This is a genomic window from Chryseobacterium sp. FW101-FHT12H09, assembly GCF_058790395.1.
In genome coordinates, this window is record NZ_JBYTCP010000001.1 from 1,054,496 (window position 1) to 1,070,448 (window position 15,953).

Here is a 15,953-nt window from a genome sequence, read left to right on the forward strand (position 1 = left end):
TGTAATAGTTAAACACTTCTTAAACATTAGTTCAGTTTTCGGTTGATAACACGATCCATATAATCCTGATACCAAGCTTTTGCGATTTCTTTTCCTTTTTCAGTTTCCGGAGTTTTTAAATGATCAACAAGATTCTTTTCTAAACCAAGATCTGTTTTATCATAAATCCCAACTATATTTTTTCCGTCAAAACGATAAATATAATTACCAATGATAAACTGCTCAGCTCCACCATCTGAATTTGCAATAATAGCAGGATACTTTTTATCACTCACTAAGCTTCTTCCCCAGCTCCTGATCTTTTTATTATAACCTATTAAATCTGCTAATGTAGGATAGATATCAATTTGCTGAGCTTCTTCATTATTCACTCCTTTTAGTTGGTATTCAGGATTTGGCGAATATAAAATAATAGGAACAGAAAACCGGTTCATACTTTTTTGATATTCAGGATAATAGATCTCATTGGTATGATCACCTGTGAAAACAAAAATGGTATTGTTGTACCAGGGTTGTTTTTTTGCTGTTTCAAAATACTTCTTTATAGAATAGTCCGTGTACTGTATAGGCTCATGCATCTGATTTTTTCCTTTTTTAAATTTCCCCTGATATTTTTCAGGAATTTTAAATGGATGGTGTGAGGAGGCTGTAAAAACAGTAGCCATAAAAGGTTGTGTTTTCCCTACATTTTTAGCAAAATACTGTAAAAAAGGTTCATCCCAGATAGCCCACATGCCATCAAAATCAGCATCGTTATTATATTCTGTCTTTCCAAAATAATGTTTGAAGCCCAGAATATTACCGAAACCTAAAAATCCCATTGATCCATTAGGTGCGCCGTGATAGAATGAAGTATCATAACCTAATTCATTACAAACAGAAACAATAGACTGTATCTTTTGATTGGAATAAGGAGAACTTGTAAATGCATCTGTAAGACTTGGAATTCCAGCAAGTACACTGCTCATCCCATGAATGGACTGTCTTCCATTGGCAAAAGTATTTGGAAAAATTAAACTTTCATTCGCCAGACTGTCAATAAACGGAGTATAAGAAACATAATCCTTTATATGTGTATCTTTATTAAAAGCACCTGAGTATTCCCTGCTGAAAGATTCAACAATAAAAATCACAACATTAGGGCGATTTGTTATTTTCCTGTCATAAATTTTATAAGGCTGAATATTATCATTTATAAATTTCTGATCTACAAAATGAACTTCTTTAAAGCTATTAGTACCCAGTGTTCTGAAAAAAGAAAATGTACTGTTCAAAACCAGATTTCCCTGAGACGGAACTTTTACAAAACGATTGGCATCTACAAGATTAATCGGTCTGGTACTGTGTCTGAAATCACCACGGATACCACCTATAACCAATACTGTAATACCACAAAGACAAAGAATAGATAGAATAAAATAAGGAATCAGTTTCACAGGCTTACGTTCCGTAATTTTCACCTTTTTATATAGAAAAACCCATAATGCCATTAGAACCACAAACCCAATAAGAATAAAAGGATTCTGTACAATGGATGCGGCAAATACTTTAGCAATATTGGTCTCATGTTTTGCAACCTGCAATGCTGCGGAAGTTAATCTTGTTTGTGCAAACTTGAAATATACAAAATCACCAAAGTTCATTGCATAAGCGATTCCGTTTGTAATAAAGTAAAGCCAAAACAACACCTTTTGATAGACTTTTTTCGTATTAATAATAATAGGAATAAGACTTAATAAAATAAATAAAGAATTAACGTACAAAATTGCCGTTGTATCAAAGGCTATCCCATGATATGACAGACTGAAATAGTCTGAAATGGAATCCACCTTTATGAGATCTTTGTTAAAATACCAGAATAAAAATCTGGCGATCTGATAAAAAACATATGCCAAAAAAATCCTGTATAACAATACCAGAACTTCCTGTTTTCTAAATTCTTTAAAAAATTTCATTCGGCAAATTTACATCAAATTCGTATTACTGTATTTTTTAGTCGGTAATATTTTCATATAGAATTTTTAAAAAATGTAATTTTGTGATTATGAATTTTATTAAAAACAATCTTGCCAATGCATTTACCTTAGGAAATCTGTTTTCGGGATGCGTCGGTGCGGTTCATCTGATCCTGGGTGATTACCAAACAACTGCTATCTGCCTTATTCTCTCGCTGGTTTTAGACTTTTTTGATGGGTTTATCGCCAGAGCTTTAAAGGCTAATTCAAATCTTGGAGTCCAACTGGATTCACTTGCTGACATGGTAAGTTTTGGCTTTGTTCCAGGTCTAACAATGTTTGTAGCTCTTGCAAATAACGCTTATACAGATATTCCATGGTATTGCTATTTAGGCTTTTTGATCACTGCTTTTTCGTGTCTGAGATTAGCAATTTTTAATCTGGATGAAGATCAGCAATATTATTTTAAAGGACTGAATACCCCTTCCAATACTATTTTAATCTTCGGACTGTATTATGCTTTCAGGGAAACCCAAGGCTTTGAATTTTTATTTCATAATACCTATTTAATGATTGTTCTAACGGTGGTTCTCTCATTGCTTTTAGTGAGTCCTGTTAAAATGATCGCAATGAAATTCAAATCGATGAAACTGGAAGATAATTACCCAAAACTGGCTTTATTGATCGGAGCGGTTGTTATTTTAATTATATTTAAAACTGTTGGAATTCCAATGGTTATTATTTACTATATTTTAATTTCACTCTTATTTCAGAAACAACTTAAATAGAAACTAGATTTGTATCTAACAAATTACCATTCCATTATCAAATAATAAATCAATGAATTTAAAATTATATAAACCACTTTGTGTTTTTGACCTGGAGACCACAGGAACTAATATCGGAAAAGACAGAATTGTGGAAATCTGTATTTTAAAAGTAAATCCTGATGCATCAAGAGAAAGTAAAACATGGCGTATCAATCCTGAAATGCCTATTCCATTGGAGTCAAGTTTAATCCATGGTATATATGATGCTGATATCAAGGATGCACCTACTTTTAAATCAATTGCTTCTAAAGTTATGGAGATGATTTCCGGTACAGATCTGGGTGGGTTTAATTCCAATAGGTTTGATGTCCCTCTTTTGGCGGAAGAACTTTTACGTGCAGAAATCGATTTTGATCTTAGTAAATTCAAACTTGTGGATGCGCAAACCGTTTTCCATAAAAAAGAACCAAGAAACCTTGGAGCCGCTTATCAGTTCTACTGTGGAAAAACTTTGGAAAATGCACATTCAGCAGAGGCAGATGTGATGGCTACTTTTGAGGTATTGGATGCTCAGGTTGGAAAATATGAAGATGTTCCTAATGAGATTGCTGCTTTAAGTGAGTTTACATTCCATAACAAACATGCAGATCTAGCTGGTTTTATAGGTTTTAATGAAAAAACAGAAGAAGTTTTCAACTTCGGAAAATATAAAGGACAGGGGGTAAAAGCTGTTTTCCAAAAAGACCTTGGTTACTACGGTTGGTTGCAAAATGCTGATTTCCCATTGTACACGAAGAAGGTATTCACAAAAATTCAGTTATCCAGTAAATTTTAAAAAATGTCTGATCTAATTCGATTCAAATTTTACGAAACCGCTCTTGAAGCTAACAGGGACAAACAGATCCTTGCCGAAAAAGGCATCCAGAGTTTCATTGCCAATGAGCAGCTTATTCAATCGGATTGGTTACTCTCTCAGGCTGTGGGTGGAATTCAGCTACAGGTCTTTGAAGAAGATATAGAAAAAGCAAAACAGACTTTGGAAGATTATAAAGAGAATGAAAAATATGCTCTTGAAGTGGAACATACAATTAAAGATTCTGAGTTTGACTTTGTATGTCCAAAGTGTGGTTCCAATCATATTTACAGGGATGACAGTGCGACCAGCTTTTTTGGAATTTCAATTTTAACAAGCCATAAATTTGTTTGTTATTATTGTGAGAATAGATTTACACATTAAAAATAATTTCATTTAAAGGAGGTATCAATAATTAAAGATTACTTTGTACCTCGCAATGACAAAATAAGAAGAATATGAAAATCATCTGCATCGGAAGAAACTACAGTGAACATGCTAAGGAATTGGGAAATGAAATCCCTGAGAAACCAGTTATTTTCATCAAACCAGACACTGCCGTTTTAAAAGGTAATGACTTTTACCTTCCGGAATTCTCTAAAGATGTGCATTATGAACTTGAGGTTGTATTGAAAATTTCAAAAGGTGGAAAATACATCCAGAAAGAGTCAGCACATAAACATTATGATGAGATCGGTTTGGGAATAGATTTTACGGCCAGGGATCTCCAAACAGAACTTAAATCTAAAGGTTTACCCTGGGAGCTGGCTAAAGGCTTTGATGGCTCCGCTGTAGTGGGAAATTTCTTTAAAAAAGAAAATTATAACCTGGAAAATTTACAGTTTTCATTATTACAAAATAAAGAGGAAGTTCAGAATGGCAATACAAAAGATATGATATTCAGCTTTGATGATATTATAGCATTTGCTTCACAATATTTCACATTACGCGTAGGTGATCTTATCTTTACTGGAACTCCAAAGGGGGTTGGAAAAGTTGAAGAAAATGACATCTTGGAAGCATTCCTTGAGGATGAAAAAATTATGGATATCCGAATATTATAAGTATTTAACAGAGCATTTTATCATTTTTTTCTTATCTTTAGATAACAAAATTAAAGGTTATGATAAACATTGTATTGCCCGTAGATTTTGGGGACAAAACGGAACAACTTGTAGATGGTGCTATAAAATTTGCTAAAGAAGTAAATGGCAAAATCAACCTTATCCATGTTGCACCTACAGACATTGGCTTTGCCATTGGCGATATGGGATTCCAATATTTTCCTGAAGTTGAAGAAAATGAAATCAGAGAGGAATTGGTACAGCTTAACAAGCTTGAACAAAGAATTCTCTCCCATGACGTAGAATGTGAACATCTTTTAAAACAAGGTATTGCCAAGGATATCATCCTTGAATATGCCAAAACAAAAAATGCCAGCTATATTGTAATGGGCTCACATGGAAGAAGCGGAATTTATGATGTCTTTGTTGGAAGCCTTACGAAAGGATTAACAAAAAACTCAACGATCCCTGTTTTGGTACTTCCAATACATGAATAAGAGAAATTAAATTTTAATCGTTATAAAAAAGCCGATCAAATATTAAATTTGATCGGCTTTTTACTATATAACCAATTAATTAACCTTCTTTTTTATAGATACTAGGATCATAGTAAGGATGTTTACCCTCCGTAGGAGAATAATAGTCTTTATCTTTATTACTTCCAAGTGTAACCACAAGTACATAACACCAATAAGTGAACAGTACACAGCAAACTACAAATAGAATCCAGTTTAAAACATTTCCAAAGGTATCAAAAAAGCCGAAAGACCATTTGAAAACTTTGCTTAAGAATAGAAAGAAAGACGTCATTATTTTCCTTTTTTAAATTAACTTTGTACAAATTTATAAAAAATGTTTAAATTACTTTCAAAAGAAAGCAATATTTTTTCAATTCCTGTTTATATTGGTTTTCTTCTTTTAATAGTAATAATATTTAACATACTGAATTTCAACACTTATGAAGCAATTGTTGCCGGAATTACATTCTTAGGAATTGCCTTAGGATATTTCTGTTTTCATAGTATTGCACTGAATTATCAGACTCATCTCCCATTATTCTTATACTCATTTTTCATTTTTGGTCTTTATCCGGGAGATCTGGATATTGGAATTGCGGTTTCACTTCTTACAAATTCTTTTCTTTTACTTCTTCTTACAAGTGCAAATGAAGATGTCAGAAAAAAATCATATGTTCTGGTCGGAGCTATTGTTGCATTAAATTTTATTTTTTTACCGACCACCTGGCCAATGGCTGTTTTCGTGGTTATTCATGTTATTGCAACTTCTGAAAGAATAAGTTTAAATATCTTCAGATTTCTGCTTGGAATCGTTCTTATTGTTTTCAGTTATTTTTCAGTAATGTTTTTCTTAGATTTTACTACCTGGAACCTGGATTATTTTCCATTTGGAAAAATGAAAATTATAACTGATTACAAAGGTATAATTCCTTTACTTCCGGTTGCCCTGATGCTTGTATATGCAGTATATGACCATTTTAAAAATTATAACAAAAAAAGTCCGATAAGCAGATATAAATATACGTTCCTGCTTGTCTTTTCTTTAGCTCAATTGGTTACCATTATTCTGTATATGAATAAGAGCTACGAGTATTTACTGCTCCTGGCATTTCCTTCCAGTATCATACTGAGCAGGATGATGCGTTTTTTACCCAAATACTGGATGCAGGAAGTCGGCTTATGGCTGATTATTATTAGTTTGGTTACCTTTAAAATAGGTACTTATTTTAATTTATTTTAAAAAAGATTATGATTCAGATAGACGATAAATTAATTTCTGAGGAAATATTTTCCGAAGATTTCGTTTGTAACCTTACAAAATGTAAGGGTGCATGTTGTGTAGAAGGAGATGTAGGTGCTCCGTTAGATAAAAATGAGCTTGAAATTCTAGATGGCATTTTTGACAAGATAAAGCCCTACCTTACAAAAGATGGGATAAAAGCCCTTGAAGAACAGGGAACATGGACAACAGATCCTTCTGATGGTATGTATGTAACACCTATGGTTGAAGATCGTGAATGTGCCTATGTTACTTTTGACGAAAAAGGAATTACAAAATGTGGAATTGAAAAGGCTTATGAAGATGGTGCTGTTGATTGGCAAAAACCAATTTCTTGTCACCTGTATCCGATTCGTGTTACAGAGTATTCTTCTTTTACAGCTTTAAACTACCATGAATGGTCGGTATGTGATGATGCATGTGCTCTTGGAAAAGAACTGCATGTCCCAGTATACAAATTCTTAAAAACACCTTTAATACGAAAGTATGGTGAAGAGTTCTATGCGGTTTTAAGTGACGCTGCTGATGAATGGAAAAAAGAATATGGAAATTAAAAAATAAAACCGCAGATTGCTCTGCGGTTTATTTTTTATAGATGGTTATTATTTAATTCCCAGCTCCAACAGCTACTGGTTTAGTTTCTTCTTTTTTAGCATTTTCCCAACCGTCTTCAGGCATTAGCGTCGCCACAATTCTACCTTTTGACAGGTATTTTTTAGCAACATCCTGTACATCTTTCACCGTCAGAGCCTTTACTTTCTCCTGATAGTTCAGGATTTCGTATTTATCACTTCCATCCAACTGATTTTTCGTTAATGAATTCATCCAATAGCCATTATCCCTCATATTGGTTTTATTATCATTGTATTCCCCTTCTTTATACTTATCCAGATCTTTTTGCTCAGGTCCTTTATCAATTAGTTTCTGGAGTTCAACTAAAGCACTTTTCGTAAGCTTTTCAGCATTTTCCGGTCCACATGGAAAACTGATACTGAAATTATAAGTTCCATAAGGTACTTTAGACATGCCTCCTCTGGCACCACCTCCGTAAATTCCACTTTCATCTTCTCTTAGCTTTTCAATAACTTTAATGGTCACTACCTGTCCCAATGCTTCTAAAGCTAATGCTTCTTTTTCATTATACGAGGCTTCACCACTATAGGCAATGGTTACCATACTCTTAGGGTCTTTACCTTTTTTATAAATTTTGGTATAGTCTCCAGTCATAGGTCTGTATCCTGTATCTTTAAACATAGTTGATTTTCCTGTTGAAGGAAGACTTGCAATATATTGTAAGACCTCATTTTTAAATTGAGCTTCGTCAATGTTTCCTACAAAATAAAACTGAAAATTCCCTGCATTGGTAAATTTCTCTTTATAGATATCATAAGCTTTCTTATAATCTGTATTTGCCCAATCTTTTTCCATTGGAATAAATCCTATAAATCTTGGATTTTTCTGATTGATAAATTTAGCATGCTCATTTGAAAAATAAAACTGCGGATTAGAATTCAGGTTATTCAACATGGCGGATTGTTTTTCTTTATAGGCATTGAAAGCATCCGGGTTGTAATTTAAACTGGTAAAATAAGCATAAATCAACTCCATTGCCGTTCCCAGATCTTTTCGGGTTGTTCTTCCTGAAATACCTTCAGTCATTGGTCCTATTGAAGGATTCACACTTACTTGTTTTCCTGCAAGATAATTTGTAAGATCGGACTTTGAATATCCACCCACTCCGGCTTCGCTTAATGCAGCGTAAGCAAACTGAGTTTTATTAAACTCTGCATCAGGAATTAAAGAACTTCCACCTAAGCTTTTTGCCGAAAACACGATTTCATCATCTTTGAAATCTGTTTTCTTAAAAATAACTTTCGCGCCATTGCTTAACGTCCAGGTTGTTGTTCCTAACTTGGCATCTGTTTCAGTCTTTGCAATTTTTCCTTCAGATTTGAAGGGTTTTACCAAACCTTTAATTGTTGCTTTTTCCTGATATGGTTTTAGATCAGCCATTTTTACTCCTTCAAAAGTAGTAAGAACCATTGCCTCTGTAGGCATTGTGACATTGTCTTTTTTAGGTCCTGTAAGAATTACTACTCTGCTGTCATCTTTTACAAACTTCTTAATAACATCATTCGTTTGAGCCAGTGTTACTGTAGGTAAAAATTTCTTGGTATCTTCATATTCCCAAGCAATTCCAGGCATGGGCTCCTGCTCCAGAAAGTTTCTTACATATTCATCTACCAACATGCGGCTTTCCGTTTTATCCCGGTTGTTGTATGTTCTTTCAATGTCCGATATAACTTGTGATTTTGCTCTGTCTAATTCGGTTTGTGTAAATCCAAATCTTTTAGCTCTTTCAACCTCTTCTAATAGAATTTTTAGTGCATTCAGTTGATTTCCTTCTTTTACCATAGCAAACCCCTGAAAAGCTTCTTTACTTCTGGCGTACGTGCCACCATGATAAACTGAACCGAATGTAAAAGGAGGATTGTTAGAATTGATCAATTCTCTAAGCCTGTTATTAAGCATTGTAGTGGTAACATTCTCTAAAACACTTTGATTATACTGTTCAACTGTAACATCCGGTTGATACGCTTCTGAATCTTTCATGATAAACTGCACCATCGAATTTGTTGCATCTGGATCTGTTTCAACAGCAACTAAAGTTTCTTTATGGTTTGGTAAGTCAAAGGTTTTCCTTTCTCTTGGCTTAGTTGGATTTTTATAAGAACTAAAGTTATCTTTTATCTTCTTTTCAACTTCATCCACGTTAATATCTCCCACTACTACAATCGCCATCAGATCCGGTCTGTACCAATCCTGATGAAATTTTCTGATGACATCCGGACTGAAATTTTGAAGCACTTCTTTTTTACCAATTGGTAGTCTGTTTGCATATTGAGAATTATACAATAATTTAGGCAGATATTTATCCATCATCCTCTTGTCCGGTCCTAATCCTAATCTCAGTTCCTCAAGAACCACACCCCTCTCTTTGTTGATCTGCTCATCAGATAGTGTGGCATTAAAAGCCCAATCTTCCATCACTTTAAGACCAGCATCTAAGTTTCCGGGTTTATCTAAGGGAACGGGTAACATATATACCGTTTCATCAAAACTTGTATATGCGTTCAGGTGTTGTCCGAATTTCACTCCTATAGATTGTAAGAAGTCTACCAATTTGTTGTCCGGGAAATTTTTAGTCCCATTGAAGTTCATGTGTTCCATGAAATGGGCAAGTCCTCTTTGGTTTTCATCTTCAAGAATGGATCCGGCGTTAATTGCTAACCGAAAATCCACTTTCTTTTCGGGAAGAGTATTTTTCTTGATATAATACTTCATTCCATTTGGAAGAGTCCCGGTTTTTACGGAAGGATCCATTGGAATATTCTGTGCAAATACATTTGCAGTCAGACAAAAGACTACTGCAAATGATGATAAAATTGTTTTCATAAGGTCATAATTTCTTAGCTCCTAAAGTAGAAATTATTCACAAACTATGGAAATTTATCAACCTGTAATTAAGTTAAAGTTGAGTTAAATACCTAAAAACAAAAAGGTTGAGCTAGCTCAACCTTTTTGTTTTTAGATTATGTTATTGACAGATTATTTAAAATCCGCATCTGTTACTCCAGAATTAAGTACAATTTTAGTTGTTTTAATAACTACTTTTTGTCCGTTTCCTTCAGCATTTATTTCACCAGGAAACTTTAATCCATCTACAGTCATATAGCTATTTACAATAGCTGTTCCTTCTTTTGACTCTGTTTTATATAATAAACCAGTTGCTGCATCGAAAAAGTATTTTCCTTTATCTGAAGTTAGTACATTAAAGTCTTTACCATCTATTTTCTCTACAGTCACTGTTTGGAAAGTAGTAGGGTCATATCCTAATGCATCAACCGTTTTTCCTTTTTTAAGATCAGCAATTTTATCAGCAGGAATATCCATTTTCTTTCCCATCTGATCAAAAGTTCCTTTTTCACCATCAAACATTTGAGTCATTTCCTGTCCCATTACACTTTGAACAGATTTGAACTTATTTCCCATCTTTTTGGTACTCATAGAAATCTCCATTCCCTGTACACTAAGTGTGTTATCAGTTATAACGGTTTTTATAGCTTCTAATTTGTCTTTTCCTCCCAAAGCTTTAAGATAATTATCAATTACTTCTTTAGATGTCAGTTTCGATTTGGTTGCTTCTGTTTTTACAGCAGCCGTTTTTTGCTGTGCTGCTACTGAAGTGGAAAAAAGCACTGCACAGAAAAATGGAATGATTATCTTTTTCATATATTTTAATTTATTGCGTAAATATAGCAATATTGATCGATATAAAATCTAAGAATCTTACAACAAAAAACCACCATAAAAATGGTGGTTTTAAAATATTTATCTTAGAAAAGATTATTTTTTAAGCTCTTCTAAAAATTCGTCATGCGAAATTTCAGTTTCTTTTTTGCTCGCTTTTTCAAGAATTACATCTTTTAATTTAGTCATAGCAACTTCAGAAGAAATTTGTTTTACCTGCTCCTGATCTTTCAACATCTCAACAGCATATTTTTGAACCTCTTCATCTCCTAAATGGTGAATTCCATAGATTGCCAATTGGTTTCTTACTAATTGCTCAGCTTGTGCCAGAACATCAGCATAATCCAGTTGAATATTGTTATCACTCATCAATTTACCTTCGATGATCTGATAGCCCAATTGTTTTTTCTCAGCTTCTAAGATTTCTTTTGCCTGCTCTTCAGATTGGATATTCTGATTAGAGAATAATAACCATTTTACTAAGAAAGATTCCGGAAGTTTTACTTCTTCTTTCTCTGTAATTTGTTCCAATACTTTATTTACGAAGTGAACATCAGCATTTTGTTGGAAATATTCGTCTAATTCAGTTTTTACTTTTTCTTTAAGCTCTTCTTCAGACTTGATATTTCCTTCTCCATATACTTTATCAAATAAATCCTGATTAAGTTCAGCTAAGTTTAAGCTATAGAAATCTTTTACTTTAACTTCAACTTCAGCGTGGTGTAAATGCTCAACTTCTTCTTTAGAGAAACCTAATTCTTTAGCTAATTCTTCATCACCAGCAAGAGTTTCTTTAGAAACTTTTACAGATCCATCCATTTTTAAAGCTTTAACTAATTTGAAAGCTTCTTTGTTTTCAGCTGTAATCGTAGCATTCTTTGGATGGTGGTGGTGCTCTCCTTCAGCATCTTCTTCCACTACCTGAGAAATTTCTAAAGCAATATAAGAATCTTTAGTGATCTTATCCTGAGGAACCTGCTCAGCGAAACGCTTTTGCATGTTTTCAATGCTCTTTGTGATTTCTTTATCAGAAGCTTCTACTTTATAATGTGGAGCTTCATATTTAGCTAAATCTATTGTGAATTCAGGCTCATACCCTACTTCAAAAGCAACTTCAAGTTGTTCAGCATTATGATTGAAATCATTTACAGGCTGAGGAACAGGCTGGCCAACTAATCTTAACTTGTTATCATTTACATAGCTATTTAAAGCATCAGAAACTTGCTTGTTGATCTCCTCGAATGCAATACCTGCTTCATATTGTTTTCTAACCATACTTAAAGGCACTTTTCCTTTTCTGAATCCAGGAACTTGCGCATTTTTAGCATAATTAATCAACTGCTTTTCTACTTTGTCTTTGTAGTCAGATTTTTCCAATGTTACAGTAAGTAATGCACTTACGTCATCATGGTTTTGTGCGGTAACCTTCATTATTGATTAAAATTTTAGGTTGCAAAAATATGAAAATTTTATCAAAATAAACTACTAAAGATAAATTCTTAGGCATCAAATATTTATAATTAAAAAACCACTGAAATTTTCAGTGGTTTTATTTATCTTGTAATCTTCTTAGTTACTGATCTTGTACGTAGCTTGTGCATCTGTTTCACCTCCGGTTTGAGCTCCATATACAACTCCATTTCCACTCACAGCAGAAACTTCAGAAACCGTTGCAGGCTCATGATACAAAGTAAGAATAAGTTGACTTTCTGTAGATGTATTTTTTACAGCTTTACTCACCACCCATTTTGTTTTAAGTCCTACATGTTTACCATCTGCTCTAGTAGAAGCTGCATCATCGGTACGGGTTAAAGTAAGATCAGAATTAGGGAAATTATAAACTAAAAAGTGTTCATCTTTCGCGTCTTTAATTTCTTGGGTTGCATCCTCATTACCATTTTTAAACTGCACTTCTACCTCATATGTTTTTCCATCCACTAATTTAATAGTTTGCGCCCCTCCAGCACCAACACTATAATTATAAGGCACTGTTACCTGTGTGGCAACATCTTTTACCAATAAGATAATATTGGTAAGATCTTCCTGAGGAAGATCATCTTCTTCCGCCGAATTGTCTCTCTGACAAGAAACAATAGAAAAAGTGATGAATAAAATGGCTAATAGTCTGATAATATTTTTAGTACTAAATAATTTGTTCATTTTTTTTAATTTAAATTTTAAAATCTTGATTTGTAATTGTTGAATATTAGAAACGATATCTAACATTCAGAATGAAATTTCTTCCTGCCTCATCTGCAAAAAATCTCATGCGATTAAGATAATCTCTATATGAAACATTAAACAGGTTATTGACAATAAGTCCTGCAGAAAGGTTTTTACTGATATTGATACCTGTCTGGATATTCCAAAGTGAGTATCCGTTTGGTGGAGTGCTGAAATCTACTATCTTATCTACTTCAGCACCATTTTCAAAAATAGTCACTGGAGCATTATGAATAGGAAATCTATTCTGTTTTAAAAATGTTTGATTCTCAAGACTGAAATAGAATTGATTCCAATTTTCTTTTTTGAATTGCAAAGCATTAGAAAAATTGGGAGGCATCATTAAGATTAATGGTTCGTTGTGGGTATCATCCTGGCCGTTTACATAGCTTCCCTTTGCAATATAGGTAAGATTGTTTGTAATCTTTAAATTGATATCTAGATCTACCCCATACATTCTTGCGTCGATCTGTTGATATGCCCATACCGGAAATACTCCTCTAATTGTATTTTGTACACCAGTCGGAATTTCGTTGATATAGTTTTTGGTAATAAAAAAATAAGGGTTCACAGAAACATTCAATCCCTTAAGAACATTGAATTTCGCATCCGCAACTAAATTCAACTGATGTCCCTGTTCATTTTTTAAACCCATATCACCAATTTCTATTACAGCAGCTGAATGATGTAATCCGTCTGAAAACAATTCAGCAATATTGGGTGTACGCCCTACCTTGGCATAGTTAAATTTTAAATTAAAACTTAAACTTGGATGATATTCCAGCCCAGCATTGAAAGAAACATTTCCATAATTAAGCTTCGGACGGGTTAGTATTCTGTTTTGATCTGTTTTTACATAAAATTGCGGATAAGTTGCCTTATATAATTTATCCCAGTCACTCTTATCATACCACTTTGTTACGTCATAACGATTAAAATCATATCTTACCCCTGCCTCAGCATTCAATTCACTAGAAATTTTATATTTAAAAATAGAATAAACGCCAGCTGAGTATTTGTCATAATTAGGGATCAAACGCCTGGCTTTTGTAGCTGGATCTGAGTAATTATTTTGAAAACTAGCATCAATACCTGTTTCCAATGACCATTTTTCTCTTTCTAGTAAATTGTTAAGATTAAACTGATGAGTCATTAATGCTAAATCCAAAGAGGGGATATCTTTTAATTCTCCTCTTCTAATATCATATTCTTGTCTATGGTTATATTGAAAACTATAGGTTGCAGAAACTTTACCAATATTTTCGAATCTTTTAAAAGCCGAAATTTTAGCAATATGATGTTCTATTACCTGCCTTGGGTTATCAATATCATAACTGAAAGTTCCAGTGTAAACAGGAATATTCAACGTCATAGCATTATAAAAGTCATTATTATTTCCTACGTGTGAACCTCTGTAAATTCCAATATTCTGATTGGTAAGATAATAATCGAAGGAAATCCCCTGTTCATATGAATTCTTCTGAACTGTAAAATTAAAAGATGAAAAATCCATTCCTGTATTCATCAAATTATAATCCGGAGTATGCTGATCACCTAGTTTTTTAATTGATCCCCCCGATTTTACAGCCCATCCATTTTTCCATGTTTTGGCAACATTTACATCTAATCCCAGACCTTTTCCATTAGAAATACCTGAAAGACTTACAGAACCTCTTACCGTATCTTTTTTAGGGAAAATTTCCGGTTCCAAAACTATAACTCCACCAATTGCATCACTCCCATATTTCAAAGCAGAAGCTCCTTTAATTACATCTATATGCTGGAAATTATTAATATCTACGTTTGGAGCATGTTCCACTCCCCATTCTTGCTCCGCCAGCTTAACTCCATTATTCATAATGGCAATTCGGCTTCCATATAGTCCATGAATAATTGGCTTTGAAATATTATTTCCAGTTTTTAAAGCAGTAACACCAGAAATCTTAGACAATAAGTTACCTAAGTTATCAGTAGAGTTTTTCTCTATTTCCGATTTATCAATTGTCTTAACAATCAAAGAACCATTATTTTTATGGCTCCCATGTATAGTCACTGTTTCAATATCCTGAACATGGTGTTCAAGGATAATGGTTAAGTGAAGATCCTGATTAACTCCTATATTTTCAGTATAATCATGACAATCAGGATGCTTTGCAATGAGATTATAAGCTCCCGCAGGAATTTTGTTAAATAAAAACTTACCTTTTTTATCCGTTTTAGTCGTAAAGTTTCCAATTTGTACTATAGCATTTTGCAATGTGCTTTTATCATGAAAATCCTGAACGGTACCTTCAACGGTATAAGTTTTTTGTGCGTTTGTTAGTACTAATCCACAAAAGATCAGCAATAAACTATATATCAATTTCATTGTAAATAGATAGATTGAGTACTTTAAAAAGTACATTTTCAAAAAATTTGTTTTTTTGGATTTTTTGTACGGCTTAAGGTGTACAAAGTAAAATGTATAGTCTATTGAATGTAAATTACATCTCTACAAATACATTTAATCTTAACCATCTTAATAAATTAATGACGACTTAATGGACTAATTTTCCAATATTAAGCAACCTTTAAACAATAAAGATCTAAGACAAATCCGATAAAATATGTGAATTATGAAATTGTGGGGGGACCCCGAAGCTGAAAAGTAAATTTAGTCTGAGACCAGATAATCTCCTGAACGGCAATAATCTGTTTTATTTCCTGAGTATAGCCCTCAAAAGAAAAATTAAATTCTTCAGGCACCAAGGTATGGCCGGTAGCTAAGAAGTGACACGCCAAACAATCGCCGGCTTTTTCCTTAGCTACATTTTTTGTAATTGTATTTTCAGATTTTTTAAGATTAAAATTTCTGAAGCCATCTATAGGATCATGATGGTGAAAACTTTGAGAAAACAGCGCAAGAAAATAAATCCCAAACAAAAGTCTTGAGATAAAATTCTTAAATTGTCTACTTTCCCTAAAAATCATGCATCAAAAA

Annotated in this window: 15 protein-coding genes; 7 read left to right on the forward strand and 8 right to left on the reverse strand. The window is 33.3% G+C overall.

The window, feature by feature from the left end:
* Positions 1-26 precede the first annotated feature (26 nt).
* Positions 27-1,955 carry an LTA synthase family protein gene (locus AC3WRL_RS04835; RefSeq protein ID WP_214832878.1) on the reverse strand — a complete coding sequence of 643 codons (1,929 nt, stop codon included), beginning with the start codon at positions 1,953-1,955 and terminating at the stop codon, positions 27-29.
* A gap of 89 nt (positions 1,956-2,044) precedes the next feature.
* On the opposite strand from AC3WRL_RS04835, the gene AC3WRL_RS04840 reads away from it, so the two are divergent.
* The 5 genes from AC3WRL_RS04840 to AC3WRL_RS04860 all read left to right on the forward strand — a co-directional run bounded on the left by AC3WRL_RS04840 (position 2,045) and on the right by AC3WRL_RS04860 (position 5,139).
* Positions 2,045-2,743 carry a CDP-alcohol phosphatidyltransferase family protein gene (locus AC3WRL_RS04840; RefSeq protein ID WP_492329841.1) on the forward strand — a complete coding sequence of 233 codons (699 nt, stop codon included), beginning with the start codon at positions 2,045-2,047 and terminating at the stop codon, positions 2,741-2,743.
* 52 nt (positions 2,744-2,795) lie between these two features.
* Positions 2,796-3,560: an exonuclease domain-containing protein gene (locus tag AC3WRL_RS04845; RefSeq protein WP_492329842.1), complete on the forward strand. Its 765-nt coding sequence runs from the start codon at positions 2,796-2,798 to the stop codon at positions 3,558-3,560.
* 3 nt (positions 3,561-3,563) lie between these two features.
* Positions 3,564-3,962 carry a DUF2007 domain-containing protein gene (locus AC3WRL_RS04850; protein WP_214832884.1) on the forward strand — a complete coding sequence of 133 codons (399 nt, stop codon included), beginning with the start codon at positions 3,564-3,566 and terminating at the stop codon, positions 3,960-3,962.
* Between the two features lie 74 nt (positions 3,963-4,036).
* On the forward strand, positions 4,037-4,642 hold the full coding sequence (locus tag AC3WRL_RS04855) for a fumarylacetoacetate hydrolase family protein (protein WP_214832886.1): 606 nt from the start codon (positions 4,037-4,039) through the stop codon (positions 4,640-4,642).
* 59 nt (positions 4,643-4,701) lie between these two features.
* Positions 4,702-5,139, forward strand: a complete 438-nt coding sequence (locus AC3WRL_RS04860; RefSeq protein ID WP_214832888.1) for a universal stress protein — start codon at positions 4,702-4,704, stop codon at positions 5,137-5,139.
* Between the two features lie 79 nt (positions 5,140-5,218).
* On the opposite strand, the gene AC3WRL_RS04865 is transcribed toward AC3WRL_RS04860, so the two are convergent.
* On the reverse strand, positions 5,219-5,452 hold the full coding sequence (locus tag AC3WRL_RS04865; RefSeq protein ID WP_214832890.1) for a DUF6341 family protein: 234 nt from the start codon (positions 5,450-5,452) through the stop codon (positions 5,219-5,221).
* A gap of 42 nt (positions 5,453-5,494) precedes the next feature.
* On the opposite strand from AC3WRL_RS04865, the gene AC3WRL_RS04870 reads away from it, so the two are divergent.
* Positions 5,495-6,400 (forward strand): DUF6427 family protein, encoded by a 906-nt coding sequence (locus AC3WRL_RS04870; protein ID WP_214832892.1) that lies wholly within the window; start codon positions 5,495-5,497, stop codon positions 6,398-6,400.
* A gap of 8 nt (positions 6,401-6,408) precedes the next feature.
* Positions 6,409-6,993 (forward strand): DUF3109 family protein, encoded by a 585-nt coding sequence (locus tag AC3WRL_RS04875; RefSeq protein WP_214832894.1) that lies wholly within the window; start codon positions 6,409-6,411, stop codon positions 6,991-6,993.
* A 52-nt stretch (positions 6,994-7,045) separates the two neighbouring features.
* Here the strand turns inward: AC3WRL_RS04875 and AC3WRL_RS04880 are convergent, their stop codons facing one another.
* From AC3WRL_RS04880 to AC3WRL_RS04905, 6 genes are all read right to left on the reverse strand, one after another.
* Positions 7,046-9,895 (reverse strand): M16 family metallopeptidase, encoded by a 2,850-nt coding sequence (locus AC3WRL_RS04880; protein WP_492329843.1) that lies wholly within the window; start codon positions 9,893-9,895, stop codon positions 7,046-7,048.
* Positions 9,896-10,048: 153 nt separating this feature from the next.
* Positions 10,049-10,732 carry a hypothetical protein gene (locus AC3WRL_RS04885; protein WP_214832898.1) on the reverse strand — a complete coding sequence of 228 codons (684 nt, stop codon included), beginning with the start codon at positions 10,730-10,732 and terminating at the stop codon, positions 10,049-10,051.
* A gap of 114 nt (positions 10,733-10,846) precedes the next feature.
* Complete coding sequence (locus tag AC3WRL_RS04890) at positions 10,847-12,181, reverse strand: trigger factor (RefSeq protein ID WP_214832900.1); 1,335 nt, start codon at positions 12,179-12,181, stop codon at positions 10,847-10,849.
* 138 nt (positions 12,182-12,319) lie between these two features.
* A complete protein-coding gene (locus AC3WRL_RS04895; RefSeq protein WP_214832902.1) occupies positions 12,320-12,910 on the reverse strand; it encodes a hypothetical protein in 591 nt (196 codons plus the stop codon).
* Between the two features lie 46 nt (positions 12,911-12,956).
* Entirely contained in the window at positions 12,957-15,341 is a 2,385-nt protein-coding gene (locus AC3WRL_RS04900) for a TonB-dependent receptor (protein WP_261511107.1), read from the reverse strand.
* A gap of 245 nt (positions 15,342-15,586) precedes the next feature.
* Positions 15,587-15,943 (reverse strand): hypothetical protein, encoded by a 357-nt coding sequence (locus AC3WRL_RS04905; protein ID WP_214832906.1) that lies wholly within the window; start codon positions 15,941-15,943, stop codon positions 15,587-15,589.
* Between the last annotated feature and the right edge of the window lie 10 nt (positions 15,944-15,953).

Excerpts from the sequence above, each read along its gene's own strand:
- AC3WRL_RS04855 (WP_214832886.1), top strand. The coding sequence starts at position 4,037 with ATGAAAATCATCTGCATCGGAAGAAACTACAGTGAACATGCTAAGGAA.
- AC3WRL_RS04890 (WP_214832900.1), bottom strand. The coding sequence starts at position 12,181 with ATGAAGGTTACCGCACAAAACCATGATGACGTAAGTGCATTACTTACT.
- AC3WRL_RS04860 (WP_214832888.1), top strand. The coding sequence starts at position 4,702 with ATGATAAACATTGTATTGCCCGTAGATTTTGGGGACAAAACGGAACAA.
- AC3WRL_RS04865 (WP_214832890.1), bottom strand. The coding sequence starts at position 5,452 with ATGACGTCTTTCTTTCTATTCTTAAGCAAAGTTTTCAAATGGTCTTTC.
- AC3WRL_RS04880 (WP_492329843.1), bottom strand. The coding sequence starts at position 9,895 with ATGAAAACAATTTTATCATCATTTGCAGTAGTCTTTTGTCTGACTGCA.
- AC3WRL_RS04850 (WP_214832884.1), top strand. The coding sequence starts at position 3,564 with ATGTCTGATCTAATTCGATTCAAATTTTACGAAACCGCTCTTGAAGCT.
- AC3WRL_RS04905 (WP_214832906.1), bottom strand. The coding sequence starts at position 15,943 with ATGATTTTTAGGGAAAGTAGACAATTTAAGAATTTTATCTCAAGACTT.
- AC3WRL_RS04840 (WP_492329841.1), top strand. The coding sequence starts at position 2,045 with ATGAATTTTATTAAAAACAATCTTGCCAATGCATTTACCTTAGGAAAT.
- AC3WRL_RS04875 (WP_214832894.1), top strand. The coding sequence starts at position 6,409 with ATGATTCAGATAGACGATAAATTAATTTCTGAGGAAATATTTTCCGAA.
- AC3WRL_RS04895 (WP_214832902.1), bottom strand. The coding sequence starts at position 12,910 with ATGAACAAATTATTTAGTACTAAAAATATTATCAGACTATTAGCCATT.
- AC3WRL_RS04835 (WP_214832878.1), bottom strand. The coding sequence starts at position 1,955 with ATGAAATTTTTTAAAGAATTTAGAAAACAGGAAGTTCTGGTATTGTTA.
- AC3WRL_RS04900 (WP_261511107.1), bottom strand. The coding sequence starts at position 15,341 with ATGAAATTGATATATAGTTTATTGCTGATCTTTTGTGGATTAGTACTA.
- AC3WRL_RS04870 (WP_214832892.1), top strand. The coding sequence starts at position 5,495 with ATGTTTAAATTACTTTCAAAAGAAAGCAATATTTTTTCAATTCCTGTT.
- AC3WRL_RS04885 (WP_214832898.1), bottom strand. The coding sequence starts at position 10,732 with ATGAAAAAGATAATCATTCCATTTTTCTGTGCAGTGCTTTTTTCCACT.
- AC3WRL_RS04845 (WP_492329842.1), top strand. The coding sequence starts at position 2,796 with ATGAATTTAAAATTATATAAACCACTTTGTGTTTTTGACCTGGAGACC.